Genomic DNA, 21,635 nt, shown 5'->3' with positions numbered 1-21,635 from the left:
CCTCCACGGCACGCCGGCCGGACGGCACCGGCACGCCTCCCGGTTCGGGAGACCCCTCGTTCAGCACCCCCGGTCCAGGACGCCTCCGGCTTCAGGATGTCGCTGGCTCAGGATTTCTCCGGTTCGAGTGGACGCGCCGGGCCGTCTCAGAGCACGACGGCCGGGCTGCCGTTGTCGGTGACCATCGGGCGCCCGGCGCCCTCCCAGGCGAGCATGCCGCCGTCGATGTTGACGGCATCGATGCCCTGGCCCACCAGGTACTGGGTGACCTGGGCGGACCGGCCGCCCACCCGGCACATCACATGCACGCGCCGACCGTCCCCGACGGCCTCGGTCAGCTCGCCGAAACGCCCCACGAAGTCACTCATCGGAATGTGCAGGGCGCCTTCGACGTGCCCGGCCGCCCACTCGTCCTCCTCCCGGACGTCCAGCACGAAGCCGTCCGACGGAACCGCCGCGGCATCCAACGAGGGCAGCGGGGCGAAATTCATGGGGGGTTCCTTCTCTCGTACGAACGCTCCTGAGTCACCAGGAACGCTACTGCACCAGTTCCGCCAGCTCCTCCTCGCGCCGGGCGACCTCGGTCAGCAACTGATCGGCGATCTCGTCGAGCAGCCGGTCCGGATCGTCGGGCGCCATCCGCAGCATGGCCCCGATGGCGCTCTCCTCCAGCTCGCGCGCCAGCGCCGTCAGGAGTTCCTTGCGCTCGGCCAGCCAGTTCAGCCGGGCGTAGAGCTCCTCGCTCTCGCTCGGCTCCGCCTCCGGCACCGCCGGACCCGCCGCCCACTCCTGCGCCAGCTCCGCCAGCAGCACCTCGTCCCCACGCCCGTACGCGGCGTTGACGCGGGTGATGAACTCCTCCCGGCGGGCCCGCTCCGTCTCGTCCTGAGCCAGGTCCGGGTGGGCCTTGCGCGCCAGCTCACGGTAGAGCTTGCGCGCCTCCTCGGTCGGCCGGACCCGCTTCGGCGGCCGTACCGGCTGCTCGTTCAGCATCGCCGCCGCCTCGGGGGACAGCCCATCGGAATCGATCCAGTCGTAGAACAGCTCGTCGACACCCGGCATCGGCATCACGGCCGCCCGAGCCTCCCGAGCCTTGCGCAGATCCTCGGGATCACCCGTTCTGGCGGCCCGGGCCTCCAAGATCTGCGCATCGAGCTCGTCGAGACGCGCGTACATCGGCCCGAGCTTCTGGTGGTGCAGCCGGGAGAAGTTCTCGATCTCGACCCGGAAGGTCTCCACCGCGATCTCGAACTCGATCAGCGCCTGCTCCGCCGCCCGTACAGCCCTGGCGAGCCGCGCCTCGGGCCGTTGCTCCTCGGCCGCCCCGTCCGCGGCTCCCGTGCTCCCGGCGGCGCCGGTCTCCGGCCCACCGTCGGCCGGCCGACCGTCCCGCTCGGGCCGGGCGTGCTGCTCGTACTGCCGGTCGTCGTCCTGTCGGTCATCGTCGTTCCGGGTGGTCGGCACCCCGGCGGCTTCGTGCGTCACCCGACCAGCGTATGGGCACCGCCGCCGCCCCGAGGACACACGGTGGCGCGACACCGCCTCCGCACGCCCTACACGCCCCGCTCGGCGGCTATCCGTCCCGCCGCTATGGCCCGCAGCAACTCAGCGTGGTCCGCCTCCGTACGGTCCGCGTACGTCACCGCGAACGCGGCCACCGCCGTGTCCAGTTCATCGTTCTTGCCGCAGTATCCGGCGATCAGTCGCGGGTCGGCGCTGTGCGCATGGGCCCGCGCCAACAGCGCCCCGGTCATCCGGCCGTAGTCGTCCACCAGGTCGGCCGCCAGAGCCGCCGGGTCCACGCTGCCCTTGCGGTTCCTGAACTGCCGTACCTGGTAGGGACGCCCGTCCACGGTGGCCCAGCCCAGCAGGATGTCGCTCACGACCTGCATTCGTCTCTGCCCCGACACCACCCGGCGCCCCTCGTGCGCCACCTCCGGCACGTCGAACCCGATGGCCGGCAGGTACGGCGCGAGTGCGGAGGGCCGTGCCTCCTTCACCTGGAGCACCAGGGGCTCGCCCCGGTGATCGAGCAGGAGCACCACGTACGACCGGGTGCCGACGCTCCCCGTACCGACCACCCGGAACGCCACGTCGTGTATGGCGTACCTGCCCAGGAGCGGCACGAGCTCCTCGGGGATCGTGTCCAGGTAGCCGCCCAGCGCCGCCGCCACCGCCGCGGCCTCCTCGTCCGGAACCCTCCGCAGCACGGGCGGGGCGTCGACGAAGCGGCGGCCTCCCTCCCCGGAGTCCTCGGTGGACTTGGCGGCGAAACGGGCGCTGGTGTTGCTGCGGGCCTTCTCCGAGACGCGCTCCAGCGTGCCGAGCAGATCCCGCGCGTCCGTGTGCGAGACGAGTTCCTCGTCCGCGATGGCGTTCCAGGCGTCGAGCGCGGGCAGTCCGGCCAGCAGCCGCATCGTCCGCCGGTAGGCGCCCACCGTGTCGTACGCGCCCCGGCGGCAGGTGTCCTCGTCCGCCCCGGCCTCCCGCCCGGCCAGCACCAGCGAGGTGACGAGGCGCTTGAGGTCCCATTCCCAGGGGCCGAACACGGTCTCGTCGAAGTCGTTCAGGTCGATGACGAGGCTGCCCCGCGCATCGCCGTACAACCCGAAATTGGCCGCATGCGCATCGCCGCAGAGCTGGGCACCCACCCCGCTGACCGGCGTGCCCACCAGGTCGTGCGCCATCAGTCCGGCCGAGCCACGCAGGAAGGCGAACGGTGTGGCCGCCATCCGCCCCACCCGTATCGGGGCGAGAGCGGGAACCCTGCCCAGATTCGACTGTTCGACCGCTCGCACGGCATCGGGCCGAGCGGACGGAAGGACCAAGGACGAGTGCGAGGCCCTGGGCACCCGCTCCCGCAGCGCCTTGCCCGCCGCCTTGGGCGACCGCGACACCTGCCCGCCGCCCCTGGCCACCGTGCGCACCCGAGGCACGAATCCGGGCACGGCCGGAATGCGCGGACGCCCGGCCGCCGACCCCTGATCCGGCGCCGCCGCTCCGTCCGGCACCGTCGCCCGGCCCGCCGCCTCCCGCCCCGACGCGGTCGCTTCGATGTCGCGCATGCCGCGCAGCCTCCCCCGAGTCCGTCCTGCCACCGGCCCTGCGCCCCGTCGCAGATCGATCGCGATGACGCTACCTCTGCTCGCCGAAAGCCGTCTCCCCCTGTGGACAATTCTGTGGAAAACTTCCACCCAACCTGTGGACTCACCAGTCCGCGAACGGCGATCCTGCCCCGGTCGGACACCCCGGTCGGCTGCCCCGGTCGGACGCCGACGGCTCCCTCCAGCCCCTGGTGCTCTGTACCAGTCCGGGCGTCGGTCCCGACGTGCCGCCCCGCCCGTGCGTCCCTTCGCCCGACCGCTTCGGCGGCATCGGTGGTGCCGACCCGATTCGTCCCCGCCGGAACCGTCACCGAGGCTGCCTTCCGTCACCGACGGCCGCCTTCCGCCGCCAGGACCCGGCCGGACCGACCAGTCAGGTCATCGCCAGGCCCGCCCCACGACGGCAAGGGAACGAGGACCGGGACGATTCCGTACGAGAACACCCACATCACAGAACTCCCCACAATGGGGTGTTCCACGTGAAACACAGCTCAACGGCCCGACGGCCCGACCAGTCCCCGCCACTCCGTCTCGCACCGGACGCCCCGCAGCCCAGGTCGAACCGGCCATGGGCGGCCCCCACCCAGACCTCCCTCTACAGCCCCGCGTCCCTCGCCAGCAGAGCGGCCTGGACCCGGTTGTCACACCCCAGCTTCGCCAGAATCCGACTCACATACGTCTTCACCGTCGCCTCGCTCATGTGCAGGCGACGGCCCGCGTCCGCGTTGGAGAGCCCTTCCCCGAGCAGGGCGAGAACCTCCCGTTCCCGCTCGCTGAGCGCCGCGACCCGCTGCCGCGCCTCCTCACCCCGGACCGCGGCCCGCCCCAGGCTCAGCTGATCCACCACATGCCGGGTGGCAGCGGGCGAAAGATACGCGTCCCCAGCCGCCGCGGCCCGCACGGCCTGGATCAGTTCGGCCGGGGCGGTGTCCTTGAGCAGGAAGCCGGCGCCTCCCTGTTCCAGCGCCCGCAGGACGTTCTCCCGCTCACCGAACGTGGTGAGCACGATCACCCGCGCCTTCGGAGCCGCCGTACGCAGTTCCGCCAGCGCCGTGAGCCCGTCCATCACCGGCATCTGTATGTCGAGCAGCACCACGTCCACCGCGTGGGCACGGGCCAGCTTCACGGCCTCGCGCCCGTTGGGGGCCTCCGCGACGACCTCGATGGAGGGGTCGGAGGTGAGGATCATCCGTATCCCGGCCCGGATGAGGGGCTCGTCATCAGCGATGACGACCCTGATCGGCTGCCCCGTCACTTCACTCGCACCCCCGCACTCGTCCCGGGCGCCTCATCTGCCGACGACCTCGTAGGACCTCTTCTCGATCAGCTTGCCGTCCCGGAAACAGAACCGGAACACGGGCTCGGTATTGAGGTCGTCGCCCAGCTCGGTGGACATCAGGACCAGGCACCGTGCCCCGGCCGGCTTCTGTGGCCCCTCTCGGTCCAGTCCGGCCACGACGAATGTATCCCCGGCCGGCAGTTGCTCCCGCACCTCGTCCTCGGGCGTCCCGACCTTGATCGACTCGTACTGGCTCGGTTCGATCGTCGCTTTGTCCAGCTCCGTCGTCAGGAAGTAAAGGCCCCATCCACAGGCCAGCACCAGCAGCACCAGCGCTCCCACTCCTATGCCGCAGCCCAGCGCGATCCCGGTGCCCGTGCTCCTCCTGTTGCCGCCCATCGCCAACTCCCGCTCGGAAACCGTCCAGTCCATGACCGGACCACCGTTCCCCTGCGGGGCCTGCTGCGACTGCTGCCGAAAGTCGTCCTCCATGTCGACCAACGGCGCCCCCACCACACCCCCGGGCGCTCCCTCGGTGCCGTAGGGAAGCACTCCGGCCACCCGGAAGCCCCCGTTCTCCGTCCGGCCGGTGTGCACCATGCCGCCGACCAGCCGGGCCCGCTCGTGCAGACCGGGCAGCCCCTGCCCGCCGCTCACCACCTCCCCCGCAGGCTGCGCCTCGCTCTGCGGCCCGTTGACGATCTCGACGACGAAGGAATCCGGCTCGTAGCGCAGCTCGACCGTGATCGCCGCACCCGGTGCGTGCTTGTACGCGTTGGTCAGCGCCTCCTGGACGATGCGATAGGCCGCCCGGTCCGAGGGGCCCGCCAGCTCCCGCACCTCGCCGGTCCGGCGGAGCCGCACCGCGCTCCCGGCGGCCCGCGCGGCCTCCGTCAGTTCCTCGATGCCCGCCGTCCCGCGCGCCGCCGGCTGCCCGCCCTCGGCGCCGTGCGCCGGTGCCTCGACGCCGTCCCGGAGAATGCCGACGACCTCGCGCAACTCGTGCATCGCGTGCACCGAGGCGCCCCGCAGCACCCCGACCACTTCCCGCTGCCGCTCCGTCAGCTCCCGGTCGACCTCCAGCGCACCCGTGTGGACGGAGATGAGCGCAAGTTGATGACCGAGGCTGTCGTGCATGTCCTGAGCGATCCGCTGGCGCTCCATGAGCCGCGCCTGGCCCACGATCATGGCCCGCTCGCGGATGAGCTGGGCATTGCGCTCCTGGAGGGCGTGCAGCAGGGTACGGCGCTGTGTCCAGTACCGGCTGGCGAGACCGGGCACGAGCGTCGTCGCGAGGAAGTAGAGAGTGGTGAACAGGACCTGCGTCAGGGGGCGCAGCGAGGTCCAGTTCATCGCGACGGTCAGCCCCGCGTAGAGCGCGTACGAGGCGGTGAAGGCGCCCAGGGCCCGCCCCGCCCCCGCGATCCTGCGCCCGGAACTCCAGGCCACGACCATCAGCAGCAAGGCGAAGCCGCCGGAGAGACCGGCCAGGGCGGAGGTCACCACCAGCACCGTCACCGGGAGTCGGCGCCTCATCAGGGACAGCACCACGACCGCGACCGAAACCGCCCACAAGCGCGGTCCCCCGCTGCCCAGCAACTCCTCCGTGCCGGCCGCGAGCAGCCCCAGCACCATGGCCAGCACCGCCTCGCCGGCCGTTCTGCGCCGGGACCACAGCTCGGGCGCGGCCCACCACCGCCACCCGGCCCGGAGCTTCGATATCGCGTACACGTCTTGCACCCTAGACAGCCCCGTATGCCTGCGACGCCCCACTTTCGTCGCCCCCGCTCCGACGAAAGTCTTCGCCCCGCGCATGGAGATCACGAGAAGACCGGGGTGGGCGAGGGGGAAACAGAAGGGATCCGACCACACCCCAAGAGCGCCGAGAACACCAGGAGCCCCTTCGAGAGCACCGAGAACGCCGGGAAGCCACCATGAACACCAGGGAGCGTCGCAGAACACCGGAAAGCTGCTCCGAATGACAGGAACGACGGGAAGTGCCGGAAAGGGCCGAAAATGTCATGGCACACCGGAAACGAAGAAGCCCCACGGATCGTTGATCCGTGGGGCTTCTTCCTTTGTGCGCGAGGGGGGATTTGAACCCCCACGTCCATAAGGACACTGGCACCTGAAGCCAGCGCGTCTGCCGTTCCGCCACTCGCGCATGAGTGGTGTTTCCGGGCTCCCCCACCGTTTGGTGCGTTCGCCTGGCGACATCCGGAAGATTAGCACGCTGGAGAGGGTGGATTCACATCCGTTGTTTCATCGAAGACCTGGCGGGAACCGGGAACGCCGAGCGGCCGCCCCCCACTCCTCCTCAGTACCCCCCTTGTGCGGGACACTGTCAGGAGGCCGCCTCTACGATCCGTGTGAGAGGTGACACTCATCCACAGGGCAGACAAGGGGAACCAGCCGATTTCCCGACGCGTGGATACGATCAGTAAGCAGTACCGGGACGACCACAACGGAGGAGGTGCCCCATGGGAGTCATGAAGCGTTTCGAGCAGCGTCTCGAGGGTCTGGTCAACGGCACCTTCGCCAAGGTCTTCAAGTCCGAGGTCCAGCCGGTGGAGATCGCGGGAGCCCTCCAGCGCGAGTGCGACAACAACGCGACGATCTGGAACCGCGAGCGGACCGTCGTCCCCAACGACTTCATCGTCGAGCTCAGCACCCCCGACTACGAGCGACTCAGCCCGTACTCGGGCCAGTTGGGCGACGAACTCTCCGGGCTGGTCCGCGACTACGCCAAGCAGCAGCGGTACACCTTCATGGGCCCGATCAAGGTCCACCTGGAGAAGGCCGACGACCTCGACACCGGTCTCTACCGGGTGCGCAGCCGCACCCTGGCGTCGAGTTCGTCACAGCACCAGGACCTCGGTCGGCCGGACGCGCCGAACCACCCGGGACAGCACGGCCAGTCCCCGTACCCGGGCCAGGGGCGTACCCCGCAGCCCACCGGCGGCTACGGATACCCGCCCACCGCCGCCCCGCCCATGCCCACGGCCCCGCCGCCGGGAGCCCCCGGCCCCGGCTCCCCGTCGAACGCGCAGGTGCGGCGCTGGATCGAGATCAACGGCACACGGCACCAGATCTCCCGCCCGACGCTGGTACTGGGGCGCAGCACCGACGCCGACGTGCGGATCGATGATCCCGGCGTATCGCGCCGGCACTGCGAGATCCGGACCGGAACGCCCTCGACGATCCAGGATCTCGGGTCCACCAACGGCATCGTGGTGGACGGGCAGCACACCACCCGCGCTACGCTCCGCGACGGCTCGCGGATCGTCGTGGGCAGCACCACCATCGTTTACCGGCAAGCCGAAGGGTGAAGCGGGGGCAATGTCAGAGCTGACCCTGACGGTCATGCGGCTGGGTTTCCTGGCTGTTCTGTGGCTGTTCGTCATCGTGGCCGTCCAGGTCATCCGCAGCGATCTGTTCGGAACGCGCGTCACGCAGCGCGGCTCGCGCCGCACCGCGAACGACGCACGACCACAGCAGGCGCGACAGAGCGCCGCGGCGCCGCCGCAGCAGCGCCAGCAGTCCGGCCGCCAGCGCCGCGGAGCGCCCACGAAGCTGGTCGTCTCCGAGGGGTCGCTCACCGGCACCACGGTCGCGCTCCAGGGGCAGACCATCACGCTGGGACGGGCCCACGATTCGACGATCGTGCTGGACGACGACTACGCGTCCAGCCGGCATGCCAGGATCTACCCGGACCGTGACGGCCAGTGGATCGTCGAGGACCTCGGGTCCACCAACGGCACGTACCTCGACCGGACCCGGCTCACCACCCCGACGCCTGTTCCGCTGGGCGCGCCGATCCGTATCGGCAAGACCGTCATCGAGCTGCGGAAGTAGTACGACAATGAGCGAGCGGAGCGAGCGAGCCGCAGCAGCCCGGGCAACGGCCCCGGCCCGGCTCCCGACCGGAGGGTGGGCAGTGTGGCTCGAGACCGGCGGTACCCCGAGCCGACGGGCGAGGTGCGCATGAGTCTTTCCCTGCGCTTCGGCGCCGGATCGCACAAGGGCATGATCCGGGAGGGCAACGAGGACTCCGGCTACGCCGGTCCGCGCCTTCTCGCCATCGCCGACGGCATGGGCGGTCAGGCGGCCGGCGAGGTCGCCAGCTCCGAGGTGATCTCCACTCTCGTCCAGCTCGACGACGACGTCCCGGGCTCGGACATCCTCACCTCGCTCGGCTCGGCGGTCCAGCGGGCCAACGAACAGCTGCGCATGATGGTCGAGGAGGACCCCCAGCTGGAGGGCATGGGCACCACGCTCACCGCCCTGCTCTGGACCGGGCAGCGCCTCGGTCTCGTCCACGTCGGCGACTCCCGTGCGTATCTGCTGCGCGACGGTGTGCTCACCCAGATCACGCAGGACCACACCTGGGTCCAGCGGCTGGTCGACGAGGGCCGGATCACCGAGGAGGAGGCCACCACCCACCCGCAGCGGGCCCTCCTGATGCGGGCGCTGGGCAGTGGCGACCACGTCGAGCCCGATCTCTCCATCCGTGAGGTGCGGATCGGAGACCGCTATCTGATCTGCTCCGACGGGCTCTCGGGCGTCGTCTCCCACCAGACGCTGGAGGAGACCCTCGCCAGCTACCAGGGCCCCCAGGAGACCATCCAGGAACTGATCCAGCTCGCCCTGCGCGGCGGTGGCCCGGACAACATCACCTGCATCGTCGCCGATGTCCTCGACGTGGACAACAGCGACACCCTGTCCGGGCGGCTCAACGACATCCCGGTCGTCGTGGGCGCGGTCGCCGAGAACCAGGCCGCGCAGATGGCCGCCGCCGAGAGCACGGCCGCCATGCAGACCCCCGCCGGGCGGGCGGCCGGCCTGGGCCGCCCCGTACCGCCTCCCGCGGGCGGGTTCGGGCCGCCCGGGAGCGGCGACGCCGCCGACTACGGAGAGCTGCCCGAGAGCTCCTTCGACGCGTACACCGACGAGGACTTCGTCAAGCCGGGCGGCGGCCGGAAGTGGCTCAAAAGGTCCTTCTACACCGCCCTGGCGCTGGCCGTCATCGGCGGCGGCGTCTACAGCGGCTACCGCTGGACCCAGAACCAGTTCTACGTCGGCGCGAACAACGAGCACGTCGCGCTGTTCCGGGGCATCAGCCAGGACCTGGCGTGGGTCTCGCTCTCGAAGGTCGAGAAGGACCACCCCGAGATCGAACTCAAGTACCTCCCGGCCTATCAGCGCAAGCAGGTGGAGTCGACGATCGCCGAGAGCGACCTCGTCTCCGCCCGCGAGAAGATCGACGAACTCGCCCTCCAGGCATCCGCCTGCAAGAAGGACGCCCAGCGGCGCGCGGCCGAGAAGGCCCACTCCGACGAGGCCCGGGCCGGTGGCACGGGATCGGACGCCACCAAGGCGTTCGACGAACCGGGCGCCTCCAAGACCAAGTCGACCGCAGCGACCCCCACTCCCGGTCCCAGCCTCTCGGCGGAAGAGAAAAAGCTGGTCCCGCAGTGCGGTAAGCCGTAAAGCCGTAGGGGGCCTTCAGCACCATGAGCGTTGTCACGAATACCACCACGATCGGCGCGATCGACGCGCCCAGCCGTCGCAACACCGAGTTGATGATGATGGTCTTCGCCATCGGCATCTCGGTGTTCGCGTACGCCAACGTCGGGCTCGCCATCGACGGCAAACTCCCGCCCGGCATGCTGGGTTACGGCGGCGGTCTCATCCTGCTCGGCGGCGTCGCCCACCTCGTGGTGCGCAAGTTCGCCCCCTACGCGGACCCGCTGCTGCTGCCGCTGGCGACCCTGCTCAACGGTCTGGGGCTGGTGCTGATCTGGCGGCTCGACCAGTCGGAACGACTGATCAAACGGGCTGAATACCTGTACGGGGCGTACAGTCCGGACGCCCCCAAGCAGCTGCTCTACTCCGCGATCGGCGTCGCCTTCTTCGTCGCCGTGCTGATGATCCTCAAGGATCACCGCATCCTGCAGCGCTACACCTACATCTCGATGGCCGTGGCGCTGGTCCTGCTGATCGTGCCGATGTTCTTCCCCGCGGTGAACGGCGCCAAGATCTGGATCAGCCTCGGCCCGTTCTCCATCCAGCCGGGGGAGTTCGCCAAGATCCTGATCGCGGTGTTCTTCTCCGGCTACCTCATGGTGAAACGTGACGCGCTGGCGCTGGCCAGTCGCCGCTTCATGGGGATGTACCTGCCGCGCGGACGGGACCTCGGTCCGATCATCACGATCTGGGCCCTGTCGATCCTGATCCTGGTCTTCGAGACCGACCTCGGTACCTCGCTGCTGTTCTTCGGCCTCTTCGTGGTGATGCTGTACGTCGCCACGGAACGGACCAGCTGGATCGTCTTCGGTCTGCTGATGTCCGCGGTCGGCGCCGTGGGGGTCGCGTCCTTCGAGTCCCATGTGCAGTCCCGTGTGAACGCCTGGCTCGACCCGTTCGCCGAGGCGACGTGGGCACAGAGCGATCAGCTCGCCCAGTCGCTGATGGCCTTCGGCTCCGGCGGCACGCTCGGCACCGGCCTGGGCCAGGGCCACTCCGACCTGATCATGTTCGCCGCCAACGCCGACTTCATCCTCTCCACCGTCGGCGAGGAGCTGGGCCTGGCCGGAATGATGGCCGTCCTGCTGGTCTACGGCCTGATCATCGAGCGGGGTATCCGTACGGCGCTCGCCGCCCGCGACCCCTTCGGCAAGCTGCTCGCCGTCGGACTGTCCGGCGCCTTCGCGATCCAGATCTTCGTGGTCGCCGGCGGCGTGACGGGGCTCATCCCGCTCAGTGGTATGACCATGCCCTTCATGGCCTACGGTGGTTCGTCCGTGCTCGCCAACTGGGCGCTGATCGCCATCCTGATCCGGATCAGCGACACCGCCCGCCGCCCCGCACCGGCCCCCGCACCGTCCCCCGACGCCGAGATGACCCAGGTGGTCCGAACGTGAACAAGCCCCTGCGCCGGATCGCGATCTTCTGCGGTGTCCTCATCCTCGCTCTGCTCGTGCGCACCAACTACCTCCAGTACGTGCGCGCCGACGAACTGAACAGCCGGAAGGAGAACCGCCGCGTCCGCATCGAGCGCTACGCGCACGAGCGCGGCAACATCATCGTCGACGGCAATCCGGTCACCGGCTCGGTCGAGACCAAGGAAGGCGACTTCAAGTACAAGCGGGTCTGGAAGGACGGCCCCATGTGGGCCCCCGTGACCGGTTACTCCTCCCAGGCGTTCGACGCCTCGCAGATCGAGAAGCTCGAGGACGGCATCCTCACCGGCAACGACGACCAGCTCTTCTTCGACCGGACGCTGTCGATGTTCACCGGTGAGAAGAAGCAGGGTGGCAACATCGTCACCACCCTCAACTCCGCCGCGCAGAAGGCCGCGTTCAGGGGGCTCGGCGACAAGAAGGGCGCCGTCGCGGCACTCGACCCGCAGACCGGAGCCATCCTGGCCCTCGCCAGCACCCCCTCCTACGACCCCTCGACCTTCGCGGGCAACTCCAAGAAGGATACGGAAGCCTGGCAGGGGCTCCTGAAGGACAAGGACAAGCCGATGCTCAACCGGGCATTGCGCGAGACCTACCCGCCGGGCTCGACCTTCAAGGTCGTCACCGCCGCCGCAGCCCTGGAGAACGGGCTGTACACCGACATCGACGCGAAGACGAACTCGCCGCTGCCCTGGCAGCTGCCCCTGTCGACACGGCCGCTGAACAACGAGGGCAACATCCCGTGTGAGAACGCCTCGCTCCGGGAGGCTCTGCGGTGGTCCTGCAACACCGTCTTCGGCAAGATCAGCGATGACCTGGGCAACCAGAAGATGATCGACCAGTCGGACAAGTTCGGCTTCAACAAGGAGATCTTCACCCCGGTACGGGCCAACGCCAGCGTCTACCCCAAGGACAACCGGCCGCAGAACGCCATGGCCGGCATCGGCCAGGCGTCCAACCGCTCCACCCCGCTCCAGATGGCCATGGTCGCCGCCGCCGTCGCCAACGACGGCAAGCTGATGCAGCCGTACATGGTCGCCCAGCGCCAGGCGCCCGGCCTGGACGTCATCTACACCCACAAGCAGGAACAGCTCGGCCAGCCCCTTTCGGCCGAGAACGCGCAGAAGCTCCAGTCGATGATGGAGACGGTCGTCCAGGACGGCACCGGCAAGAACGCCCAGATCCCCGGCGTCACGGTCGGCGGCAAGACCGGTACCGCCCAGCACGGCCTCAACAACAGCGAGAAGCCGTACGCCTGGTTCATCTCGTACGCCAAGACCGACAAGGGCTCTCCCGTCGCCGTGGCCGTGGTCGTCGAGGACGGCGACGCGAACCGGGGCGACATCTCCGGTGGCGGTCTGGCCGCCCCGATCGCCAAGGCCGTCATGAACGCGGTCATCAACAAGAGGTGATGACCATCACACCAAGGGTCATACCTGCACCTTCGGATACCGGTCAGGTATCAGGTCCGGTCTCCGGGCCGACCGGGTAGTGCGCGGCCGGTAGCGTAGGCGCGAGCAGCACACCGCCGGACCGCGCATCGGTGCGGTCGGGACTGACGGAGAGGGCTGGAACAGTTATGGAAGAGCCGCGTCGCCTCGGCGGCCGGTACGAGCTGGGCTCGGTGCTCGGCCGTGGTGGCATGGCCGAGGTCTACCTCGCACACGACACCCGGCTCGGCCGCACCGTAGCTGTGAAGACACTCCGGGCCGACCTGGCACGCGACCCGTCCTTCCAAGCCCGGTTCCGCCGTGAGGCCCAGTCCGCCGCGTCGCTCAACCATCCGGCGATCGTCGCCGTCTACGACACCGGCGAGGACTACGTCGACGGGGTCTCCATCCCGTACATCGTGATGGAGTACGTCGACGGATCGACCCTCAGGGAGCTTCTGCACTCCGGCCGCAAGCTGCTGCCCGAGCGCACCCTGGAGATGACCATCGGCATCCTCCAGGCGCTGGAGTACTCGCACCGCGCGGGCATCGTCCACCGGGACATCAAGCCGGCGAACGTCATGCTGACGCGCACCGGCCAGGTCAAGGTCATGGACTTCGGCATCGCCCGCGCCATGGGCGATTCCGGCATGACGATGACCCAGACCGCGGCCGTCATCGGCACCGCCCAGTACCTCTCGCCGGAGCAGGCCAAGGGCGAGCAGGTCGACGCACGCTCCGACCTGTACTCGACGGGCTGCCTGCTCTACGAGCTGCTCACCGTCCGGCCGCCGTTCGTCGGGGACTCCCCCGTCGCGGTCGCCTACCAGCACGTCCGGGAAGAGCCGCAGCCGCCCAGCAACTTCGACCCCGAGATCACGCCCGCGATGGACGCGATCGTGTTGAAGGCCCTGGTCAAGGACCCCGACTACCGCTATCAGTCGGCCGACGAGATGCGCGCCGACATCGAGGCGTGCCTCGACGGTCAGCCCGTCGCCGCCGCGGCGATGGCCGCGCCCGGTTACGGCGGCGGTTACGGCGATCAGCCCACCACGGCGCTGCACTCCGCCGACCAGCACGGCGCGGGCGCCACCTCCATGCTTCCCCCCGTCAACCCGGACGACGGCGGTTACGGCTACGACGACCGCCCGGACCGTCGCCGCCAGAAGAAGAACAACGCCTCGACGATCCTGCTGGTCGTCGCCGGTCTCCTGGTCCTGATCGGCGCGATACTGATCGGCAAATCGATGTTCAGCAGCACCGACAACGACCAGGTCGGTGTGCCGAACCTGGTCGGATCGACCGTGGACGAGGCCCAGAAACTCGCGGACACTGCTGATGTCGTCCTCAAGGTCGGCTCACAGGAACCCTGCGAGGACCAGCCCAAGGGCAAGATCTGCAGCCAGACCCCGACCGCCGACGGCAAGATGCCGGTGAAGGACACCGTCACGGTCGTCGTCTCCACCGGTGCACCGAAGGTCGAGGTCCCGGACGTCACGGAGAAGTCCGAGGCCAACGCCCGCAAGCTCCTTGAGGAGAAGGGCTTCACGGTCAACGTCACCGCGGTCGAGTCCGAGGCCAACCCGGGCACGGTCATCAAGCAGGACCCCGCGGGCGGCGAGAAGGCCGAGAAGAACTCCGAGATCACGATCACGGTCGCCAAGCAGCAGATGGCGGATCTGCCGGACGTCCGCGGTCGGACCGTCGAGCAGGCACTGGCCCAGCTCACGCCCCTTGGCTTCACCAACGTCTCTCAGACGCCGGTGGATTCGGACGAACCAGCAGGTACGGTCACCGGTCAGACCCCCTCCGGTCCCAGCAAGCAGGCGAAAGATGTGCAGGTTGTCCTGAGCGTCTCCAAGGGACCGCAGCAGCCGGAGCAGACCACGGTTCCCGAGATCCAGGGCAAGTCCCTCGGAGAGGCGAAGAACCTGCTCGCCGGGGCGGGACTACGGCTCGGCGAGGTGCGGGGCCCGAACAACGACGATGCCCGGATCGTCGCCTCCCAGCCCGGCCAGGGACAACAGGCCGACAAGAACAGCGAGGTCAAAGTGATGACCATTCCGGGCGGCGGGGACGGCAACTCCTTCGGCGGCCCGGACAGCGAGCGGAGGCACTGACCCGGCCCCGGCCTCATCGGGCCCCGGTCACCCGGCAACGGGTGACCGGGGCCCTTCCGCTTCCGTCACCATGGCCTTGGTGACGGCACGGCCGTGTTGCCACCGTGCCCATGGTGACGGAAGAAACCACCGGAACCACCCGGGGCGTGCCCCGGCCGGAGGGCACCCCCGCCGCCAGGGACGTCAGCGCAGCTCGGCCGGCTTCGTACGGTCCTTGTCGACCTTCTCCGTGCGCAGCAGCTCGCCCCACACGATGTAGCGGTAGTTCGACGTGTAGACCGGTGTGCAGGTCGTCAGCGTGATGTAGCGGCTGGGCTTCTTCGCGCCCGAGCCCTTCGGCACCGGCAGCAGCACGTCGACGTTGTACTTCGACGTCTCGGGAAGCTCCTTGAACACCTTGTAGACGTACCAGGTGTCCCTGGTCTCGAAGACGATCGAGTCGCCCGACCGCACCTTGTGGATGTTGTGGAACTTGGCGCCATGACCGTCGCGGTGCGCCGCCAGGGTGAAGTTGCCCTTCTCGTCCCAGGGCAGGGCCGACTTCACCGGGTCCGTGTAATAGCCCGCGATGCCGTCGTTGAGGGTCTCGTCGTCGGTGCCCTTCTTGACCAGCACCTCGCCGTTCTTCATCGACGGAACGTGCAGGAAGCCGATGCCGTCCTTGGTGTCCAGCGCGCCCGGCCCGTCCGCCCAGCGGTCGCGGACGGTCTCGCCCTGTTTGGTCGCCGCACGGTCGGCGAGCACATTGGTCCACCAGAGGGAATACGCCACGAAGAGGCCCAGGACCAGGCCCGCCGTGATCAGGAGTTCACCGAAAACGCTGATCGCGATCGCGACGGGATGGCGGCCCGTACGCCGAGGCGGGGGCGCGGACTCGCCGGTCAGCTCTTCGTGCTCGGTCCTCGTTGTCACCGCACCCGTCCCTGTGGTGATGATGTGTCAGTCGAGAAGCGCGTCGGGCTTCCCCTTGCTGCGCGGTCGTTCGTCGACCATCTTGCCCCAGACGATCAATCGGTACGTACTCGTGAATTCCGGTGTACACGTCGTCAGCGTGATGTATCGGCCGGGATCGGTGAATCCCGACTCCGGCGGCACCGGATTGATGACCGAGATGTTGGACGGCGAGGTCTGCGGCAGCATCTTCGTCATCTCGTACGTGTAGTACGTGTCCTGCGTCTCGACCACGATCGGGTCACCGGGGCCCAGCCGGTTGATGTAGCGGAAGGGCTCGCCGTGCGTGTTGCGGTGGCCCGCGATCGCGAAGTTGCCCTGCTCGTCCGACGGCATCGCGGTGCGCAGCGCGCCCTCGGCGTAGTGCCCGATCATGCCGCGGTCGAGGACCTTCTCCTTGCTGATGCCCTCGGCGATCGGGGCGACCACGTCCAGCTTGGGAATGTGGAGGATGGCGAAGCCCTGGCCCGCCTCGAAGGCGCCGGGGGCGCGGTCGCCCTTCGCCTTCGCCCAGTCGTCCTGGATCTTGTGCGTCTCCTGGCCGGCGTACTGAACGGCGCGCACGTTCGTCCACCACAGCTGGTACGTGACGAACAGCAGCATCAGCACACCGAGCGTGATGAACAGTTCGCCGACGAACCGGCTGGCGACGACGGCCGGGCTCTCCTTGGCCGCGCGCGCCGCACGCCGTGCCTCGACACGTGACATGGGTCTGTCGGGCGTCGGCGGGGCCGGGGCGGCACGCCCCTGCCGCGGTTCGGCACGGCGGCGGCCCCGCCCCTTCGCGGCCCGTCGGCGCTCGGCACGGCCTCCGGTACGCGGTTCCTCCGGCGCCGGGTCCGAGTCACGGTCCAAGGCCGGGTCGCGGTCCGAAACCGGATCCGGCCCGGGAACGGGGATGGAGACGGCCGGCATCCGCCGGGTCGACTCCAGCGGGCCGTCCGGGCCTCCGAGGGCCGTGGTCCGCGCTCCGGCCGCCTCGTCGTCCGCCGAAGGGGAATGCGCGGAAGGGGAAGCAGGGGGAACGGAATCGGGGAAAACGGAAGCGGGGGCGGGAGACGGACGGACCGGCTGCGCCTCGGGCGCCGGCGCGGGGCTCCGCGGCCCGTACCAGTCCCGTTCGAACCCCTCCGGGTCGTACCACTCAGGCGGCGCCTTCTGAGCGCCATGCGCCGCCGGGGAAGGCCGTGACGGCTGCGCCTGGTCCGGGGCCGGGGTGGGCGCCGACTCCTGCTCCGGCCGTTCCTGAGCCCGGTGCCGTCCCTGTCCCCGTCCATGCCTCGGGCCCGGACTCTCCGACGACGGAACGTCCGCACGGAACCACGGCGAGGTGTGCTCTCCCGGGGCCGAGGACGGAAGCGGGTCGTTCAGCGGGTCGGCCAGTCGGCCGACCGCCGCCTCAAGGTCCCCCGCCTCTTCGAAGGCTCCCGCCGCCTCGAACACGCCCGCCGGCCCGGAGGAACCCGCTTCGTACGCTCCTCGCTCGTACGGGCTGTCCTGGTCGGCGTCGTGTTCGGGGCGGAGTTCGGTCACGCTACGGCCTTGCCCACCACCGGCGCGAGCCCCGCCGCTCTCGCGACGGCCCCCGTGTCGCCGCACTGCGCCAGCCAGTTGGCCAGCATCAGGTGGCCGTGCTCGGTCAGCACCGACTCCGGGTGGAACTGCACGCCCTCCACCGGAAGTTCGCGGTGGCGCAGCCCCATGACAATGCCGTCGGCCGTACGGGCCGTCACCGCCAGCTCCGGCGGAATCGTGTCCGGTTCGGCGGCGAGCGAGTGGTAGCGGGTCGCGGTGAAGGGAGAGGGCAGGCCCGTGAAGACGCCGGTGCCGTCATGGGTGACCGGCGAGGTCTTGCCGTGCAGCAACTCCGGGGCACGGTCCACCACACCGCCGTACGCCACCGCCATCGACTGCATCCCGAGACAGACCCCGAAGACCGGAACGCCCGTCGCCGCGCAGTGGCGCACCATCTCCATGCAGACGCCCGCCTGCTCGGGGGTGCCGGGGCCGGGGGACAGCAGGACGCCGTCGAAGCCGTCCTGGGCGTGCGCCGTGGTCACCTCGTCGTTCCGCAGCACTTCGCAGTCGGCGCCGAGCTGGTAGAGGTACTGGACGAGGTTGAAGACGAAGCTGTCGTAGTTGTCCACGACGAGGATGCGGGCACTCATCGTCCGGCCCCCGCTCCGCTCTCGCCGTCGACCGTCACGTCGCCGAACGGAAGCAGTGGCTCCGCCCACGGGAAGACGTACTGGAAAAGCGCGTAGACGACGGCCAACACCAGCACGAGCGAGATGAGCGCGCGCACCCACGCGTTGCCCGGCAGATGCCGCCAGATCCAGCCGTACATGCAGTCCCCTCCATTCGGTACCGGAACCAGACTAAAGGGCCGAGGCGCACATGTGGGTCAGCTGAGGAAAGCCGCCGGTCCGCCCTCGGCCACGGGCCGGGTCGCATCGAGGTGCGCCCAGGCGATCAACCGGTGGCTGCTGCCCCACTCGGGGTCGCAGGTGGTCAGCGTCAGATAGCGGCCCGGACCGTCGTACCCGGACTTGCGGGGGACCGGGTCGATGACGCCGGTGTCGGTCGGCACCGTCCGGTACGGCCTCCAGTCGATGCGGTACGTGAACCACGTCGTCCCGTCCGTCAGCAGCACCGCGTCCCCGGGGCGGAGCTTCGGGAAGTCCTTGAACGGATCTCCGTAGGTGCGGCGGTGTCCGGCGAGGGCGAAGTTGCCCCGCTCGCCGAGGCTGGCGGTCCCCGAGTAGTGGCCGATCCCCTTCTGCAGGGTGCCGACCTCGGTGTTCTCCAGGATGGGCCATTCCCACCCCGCGCCGAAGCGGGGTATGTACAGCATCGCGAACGGCTTGCCGTCCCGGTACTTCGCGGGGGCGGGCTCCGGAACGGCACCCGGCGCCGCGGAGGGTACGGGCGGGACGGGAGACGTGGACGGCGCGGGGGCGGCGGCCATGGTGCGCGCCCACTGGTCGCGCAGGGTGCCGATCTGGTCCTCGGCCGCGCTCGCGGCCCGCACCCCGGTCCAGAAGAGCACGTACACCACGAAGAGCACGATCAGGGCGCCGACGGTGATACAGAGTTCGCTGAACGTCCGCACGATCAGTCGCACCGACACCGCGCCGGCCTCCCCCCGAGCCGCTCGCTACCGCACCGGCTCCGCCTGGTGGAGGTCCACTGTGCCCGAGTAGCCGGGAAGAGTCACCGCCTGGTGCTCGTCGACTTTCCAGCCGAGCCCGTACGCCTTCACGTACAGCAGGTAGTTGCTGATCGCCGGGGAGTCGTCGAGCGCCTTCTTGAGAAGGGACGGATCGCCGACCGCGGTGATCTTGTACGGCGGTGAGTAGACCCGGCCCTGGAGGATCAGGGTGTTGCCGACGCAGCGGACCGCGCTGGTGGAGATGAGCCGCTGATCCATGACCTGGATGCCCTGGGCACCGCCCGCCCAGAGCGCGTTGACCACCGCCTGGAGGTCCTGCTGGTGGATGACCAGGTCGTTGGGCTGGGGATCGGGGTAGCCGGGGTTCGCGGTGGCATCGGGCGGGGCGTCGTCGAGGGTGACGGACACCGCACGGCCGGAGAGCTTCGCGGTACCCGCGGCCCGCTCCAGCTCCTTGAGCCGGGCGTTCTCCGTCTTGGTGGCGCCGTCGTCGCGCTGGACGAGGTCGTCGATCTCCTCGCGTACGGAGGCGTTCGTCTCGTCCAGCTGGGCGTTCTTGCCGCTGCGCTGCTGGACGAGGTCGGAGAGCTTCAGCAGGGAGGAGTCGGTGCGGATGTTGGTGCCCTTGGCCGTGTTGGCGCTGGTGACGAAGATCAGCCCGGCGAGGGCGAAAACCGCAGCCGTGAGCACTCGGGCCGGGTGCCGGAAGGCGCGGCGGCCCGGTCCTCCGGGGGAGTCGGCAGAATTGCTCAACGTACCCTTATCTCCTTCGGCGCCACGGAAGCACTACGCTAACGGACGCTTGGGGGAGGCAGCATTCCCCCTCGCACCCCGCCCCGGCGCCAGCCACAGATACCTGCGCGGTCACGCAGCGCATCGACAGGAGAGTTCCTCGTGCCGAAGTCACGTATCCGCAAGAAGGCCGACTTCACGCCCCCTCCGGCGAAGCAGACGAACAACTTGAAACTGAGCGGCCGCAGCTGGGTGGCGCCGGTGATGCTGGCGCTCTTCCTGATCGGCCTGGCCTGGATCGTCGTCTTCTATGTGACCGACGGCGAGCTCCCGATCACGTCGCTGCACAACTGGAACATCGTGGTCGGCTTCGGCTTCATCGCCGGGGGCTTCGGCGTCTCCACACAGTGGAAGTAGGGCCGCGGCGGATCTGAGCTCCTTTGATCCACTGACCCACCGATCCGCTCCGAGCTCCTCCGATCCGCTTCCGCAGCGGGCCTCGAATCCCACAGCGGCCCACACTCGCGCAAGCCTTGCCCCAAGTTACCCACAGCGTTATCCACAGGCAGGGGAAAAGGTCAGACGATCTGTGGATAACTCACCGGCCGTTGACACCGATGTGACTGCGCCTTCCCCCGTCCGGGGACGGTACGCCCCTTGTCCCTGCTGGAAAACCCAGCTCAGCGACAAGGGGCTCAGTTGTTCCCACAGAACGCACAAGATCTGGCACATGCTGTGGACAACTGAACCATTCATCACCCCCACGCGCAGCCGCCCGCCCCCGTCACCCACACCTGGTCGCCCACCCACGGCTGCCCTCTCGCCGACACGGCTGCTTTCCGGGCTCGACGGCACGGTCGTTCTCCGGCCCGACGGCGCGGCCGTTCTCCCTCAGGTCAGCGCGGCCGTTCGGGCGACGACGATGCCGATCACCGCCAGCAGGACCAGGGCACAGGTGCCGTACTGCACCAGCGCACGCCGTTCGCGGGGTGCGTGCACCATGCCGATCGCGATCAGCGTGCCCGCGATCAGTCCGCCGACATGCGCCTGCCAGGCGATTCCGCCCCAGGGGTTGAAGGTGATGACCAGGTTCACGGCGAGGAGCACGAAGACCGGGCGCATGTCGTAGTTGAGCCGGCGCATCAGCACGGCGGTGGCACCGAGCAGGCCGAAGATCGCGCCGGAGGCTCCGAGCGAACCCTGCACCGGCGAGGAGAGCCAGTAGGTCAGAGCCCCGCCCGCCAGGCCGGAGAGCATGTACAGGGTGAGATAGCGGGCCCGGCCGAGCGCCGCCTCCAGCGGGCCGCCGAGCCACCACAGCCCCAGCATGTTGAAGAGGATGTGCCACACCTGCTGGTGCAGGAACATCGACGTCACCAGGCGGTACCACTGCCCCTCGGCGACACCCTCCAGCGGGCCGCCGTAGTAGGTGATCGCGCGACCGAGCAGCAGCAGTTCGTTGAGCAGTTCGTCGCCCTTCACCCAGACGGCGATGAACACGGCGACGTTGATCCCCAGAAGGATCTTGGTGACGAGCCGGGGATCGGCCGTGACCGTGGCGCCCGCGACGGTACGCGGACGGGCGGCGGACGGACCGTGTCCCGTACTGGCGCCCTGCCGGACGCAGTCCGGGCACTGGAAGCCGACCGAGGCATTGACCATGCAGTCGGGGCAGATCGGACGGTCGCAGCGGGTGCAGCGGATGTGTGTCCCGCGGTCCGGGTGCCGGTAACAGGTGAGCGAGCCGTCCGCGGCGGCATGCCGCTCCCGGCCCACCGGCGGCTGCTCGTCCATCGGTCCCCTCACTTCCCGTCCCCTCGGTCCTCGTCGTCGGCGGGCACGAGACGGCCCCGCCCGTCCGCCATGTAACAAGTACGGACGAGCG

General features: G+C 69.4%; 19 protein-coding genes and 1 tRNA gene. 7 read left to right on the top strand and 13 right to left on the bottom strand.

From position 1 onward, the window contains the following. Positions 1-146: 146 nt before the first annotated feature. The 6 genes from ACIHCL_RS14515 to ACIHCL_RS14490 all read right to left on the bottom strand — a co-directional run bounded on the left by ACIHCL_RS14515 (position 147) and on the right by ACIHCL_RS14490 (position 6,547). Positions 147-491 carry a rhodanese-like domain-containing protein gene (locus ACIHCL_RS14515; protein ID WP_399861386.1) on the bottom strand — a complete coding sequence of 115 codons (345 nt, stop codon included), beginning with the start codon at positions 489-491 and terminating at the stop codon, positions 147-149. A gap of 46 nt (positions 492-537) precedes the next feature. Continuing rightward, on the bottom strand, positions 538-1,485 hold the full coding sequence (locus tag ACIHCL_RS14510; RefSeq protein ID WP_399861383.1) for a J domain-containing protein: 948 nt from the start codon (positions 1,483-1,485) through the stop codon (positions 538-540). Positions 1,486-1,553: 68 nt separating this feature from the next. Then, entirely contained in the window at positions 1,554-3,065 is a 1,512-nt protein-coding gene (locus tag ACIHCL_RS14505) for a DUF2252 domain-containing protein (RefSeq protein ID WP_399861381.1), read from the bottom strand. 634 nt (positions 3,066-3,699) lie between these two features. Further along, positions 3,700-4,359: a response regulator gene (locus ACIHCL_RS14500; protein ID WP_399861379.1), complete on the bottom strand. Its 660-nt coding sequence runs from the start codon at positions 4,357-4,359 to the stop codon at positions 3,700-3,702. A gap of 33 nt (positions 4,360-4,392) precedes the next feature. After that, positions 4,393-6,018, bottom strand: a complete 1,626-nt coding sequence (locus tag ACIHCL_RS14495; protein WP_399861854.1) for a sensor histidine kinase — start codon at positions 6,016-6,018, stop codon at positions 4,393-4,395. A gap of 446 nt (positions 6,019-6,464) precedes the next feature. Continuing rightward, a tRNA-Leu gene (locus tag ACIHCL_RS14490) sits at positions 6,465-6,547 on the bottom strand. A 316-nt stretch (positions 6,548-6,863) separates the two neighbouring features. On the opposite strand from ACIHCL_RS14490, the gene ACIHCL_RS14485 reads away from it, so the two are divergent. From ACIHCL_RS14485 to pknB, 6 genes are all read left to right on the top strand, one after another. Beyond that, entirely contained in the window at positions 6,864-7,712 is an 849-nt protein-coding gene (locus ACIHCL_RS14485) for an FhaA domain-containing protein (RefSeq protein ID WP_399861376.1), read from the top strand. Positions 7,713-7,722: 10 nt separating this feature from the next. After that, positions 7,723-8,238 carry an FHA domain-containing protein gene (locus ACIHCL_RS14480; protein WP_399861374.1) on the top strand — a complete coding sequence of 172 codons (516 nt, stop codon included), beginning with the start codon at positions 7,723-7,725 and terminating at the stop codon, positions 8,236-8,238. A 129-nt stretch (positions 8,239-8,367) separates the two neighbouring features. Then, the gene (locus ACIHCL_RS14475) at positions 8,368-9,873 is read left to right on the top strand and encodes a PP2C family protein-serine/threonine phosphatase (RefSeq protein ID WP_399861372.1); all 1,506 of its coding nucleotides are present in this window, start codon (positions 8,368-8,370) and stop codon (positions 9,871-9,873) included. Between the two features lie 23 nt (positions 9,874-9,896). Next, positions 9,897-11,306: an FtsW/RodA/SpoVE family cell cycle protein gene (locus ACIHCL_RS14470; RefSeq protein WP_399861369.1), complete on the top strand. Its 1,410-nt coding sequence runs from the start codon at positions 9,897-9,899 to the stop codon at positions 11,304-11,306. Further along, a complete protein-coding gene (locus ACIHCL_RS14465; RefSeq protein ID WP_399861366.1) occupies positions 11,303-12,757 on the top strand; it encodes a peptidoglycan D,D-transpeptidase FtsI family protein in 1,455 nt (484 codons plus the stop codon). Before ACIHCL_RS14470 ends, ACIHCL_RS14465 begins: the two co-directional genes overlap by 4 nt. Before the next feature lie 167 nt (positions 12,758-12,924). Further along, positions 12,925-14,895 carry a Stk1 family PASTA domain-containing Ser/Thr kinase gene (pknB, locus tag ACIHCL_RS14460; RefSeq protein WP_399861362.1) on the top strand — a complete coding sequence of 657 codons (1,971 nt, stop codon included), beginning with the start codon at positions 12,925-12,927 and terminating at the stop codon, positions 14,893-14,895. A gap of 183 nt (positions 14,896-15,078) precedes the next feature. Here pknB and ACIHCL_RS14455 read toward each other — a convergent pair whose 3' ends face one another. Genes ACIHCL_RS14455 through ACIHCL_RS14430 form a run of 6 tightly spaced genes read right to left on the bottom strand, consistent with a single transcriptional unit; the run spans position 15,079 to position 19,771 of the window. After that, the gene (locus ACIHCL_RS14455; protein WP_399861360.1) at positions 15,079-15,807 is read right to left on the bottom strand and encodes a class E sortase; all 729 of its coding nucleotides are present in this window, start codon (positions 15,805-15,807) and stop codon (positions 15,079-15,081) included. A gap of 27 nt (positions 15,808-15,834) precedes the next feature. Further along, entirely contained in the window at positions 15,835-17,379 is a 1,545-nt protein-coding gene (locus tag ACIHCL_RS14450; RefSeq protein ID WP_399861357.1) for a class E sortase, read from the bottom strand. Further along, entirely contained in the window at positions 17,376-18,014 is a 639-nt protein-coding gene (locus ACIHCL_RS14445) for an aminodeoxychorismate/anthranilate synthase component II (RefSeq protein WP_399861355.1), read from the bottom strand. The genes ACIHCL_RS14450 and ACIHCL_RS14445 overlap by 4 nt, the downstream gene beginning before the upstream one ends. Continuing rightward, on the bottom strand, positions 18,011-18,193 hold the full coding sequence (locus tag ACIHCL_RS14440; RefSeq protein WP_399861353.1) for a hypothetical protein: 183 nt from the start codon (positions 18,191-18,193) through the stop codon (positions 18,011-18,013). Before ACIHCL_RS14440 ends, ACIHCL_RS14445 begins: the two co-directional genes overlap by 4 nt. 57 nt (positions 18,194-18,250) lie before the next feature. Then, positions 18,251-18,976 carry a class E sortase gene (locus ACIHCL_RS14435; RefSeq protein ID WP_399861350.1) on the bottom strand — a complete coding sequence of 242 codons (726 nt, stop codon included), beginning with the start codon at positions 18,974-18,976 and terminating at the stop codon, positions 18,251-18,253. Positions 18,977-19,003: 27 nt separating this feature from the next. After that, complete coding sequence (locus tag ACIHCL_RS14430; protein WP_399861348.1) at positions 19,004-19,771, bottom strand: DUF881 domain-containing protein; 768 nt, start codon at positions 19,769-19,771, stop codon at positions 19,004-19,006. Between the two features lie 141 nt (positions 19,772-19,912). Between ACIHCL_RS14430 and crgA the strand changes: the two genes are divergently transcribed. Next, entirely contained in the window at positions 19,913-20,167 is a 255-nt protein-coding gene (crgA, locus tag ACIHCL_RS14425) for a cell division protein CrgA (RefSeq protein ID WP_399861346.1), read from the top strand. 474 nt (positions 20,168-20,641) lie between these two features. Here crgA and ACIHCL_RS14420 read toward each other — a convergent pair whose 3' ends face one another. Then, positions 20,642-21,544, bottom strand: a complete 903-nt coding sequence (locus ACIHCL_RS14420; protein WP_399861343.1) for a rhomboid family intramembrane serine protease — start codon at positions 21,542-21,544, stop codon at positions 20,642-20,644. Positions 21,545-21,635 lie beyond the last annotated feature (91 nt).

It is taken from the genome of Streptomyces sp. NPDC052042 (assembly GCF_044548345.1).
Classification (GTDB): domain Bacteria; phylum Actinomycetota; class Actinomycetes; order Streptomycetales; family Streptomycetaceae; genus Streptomyces.
Note: the sequence above shows the minus strand (reverse complement) of the source record. Positions and strands in the feature narration are given on the sequence as shown.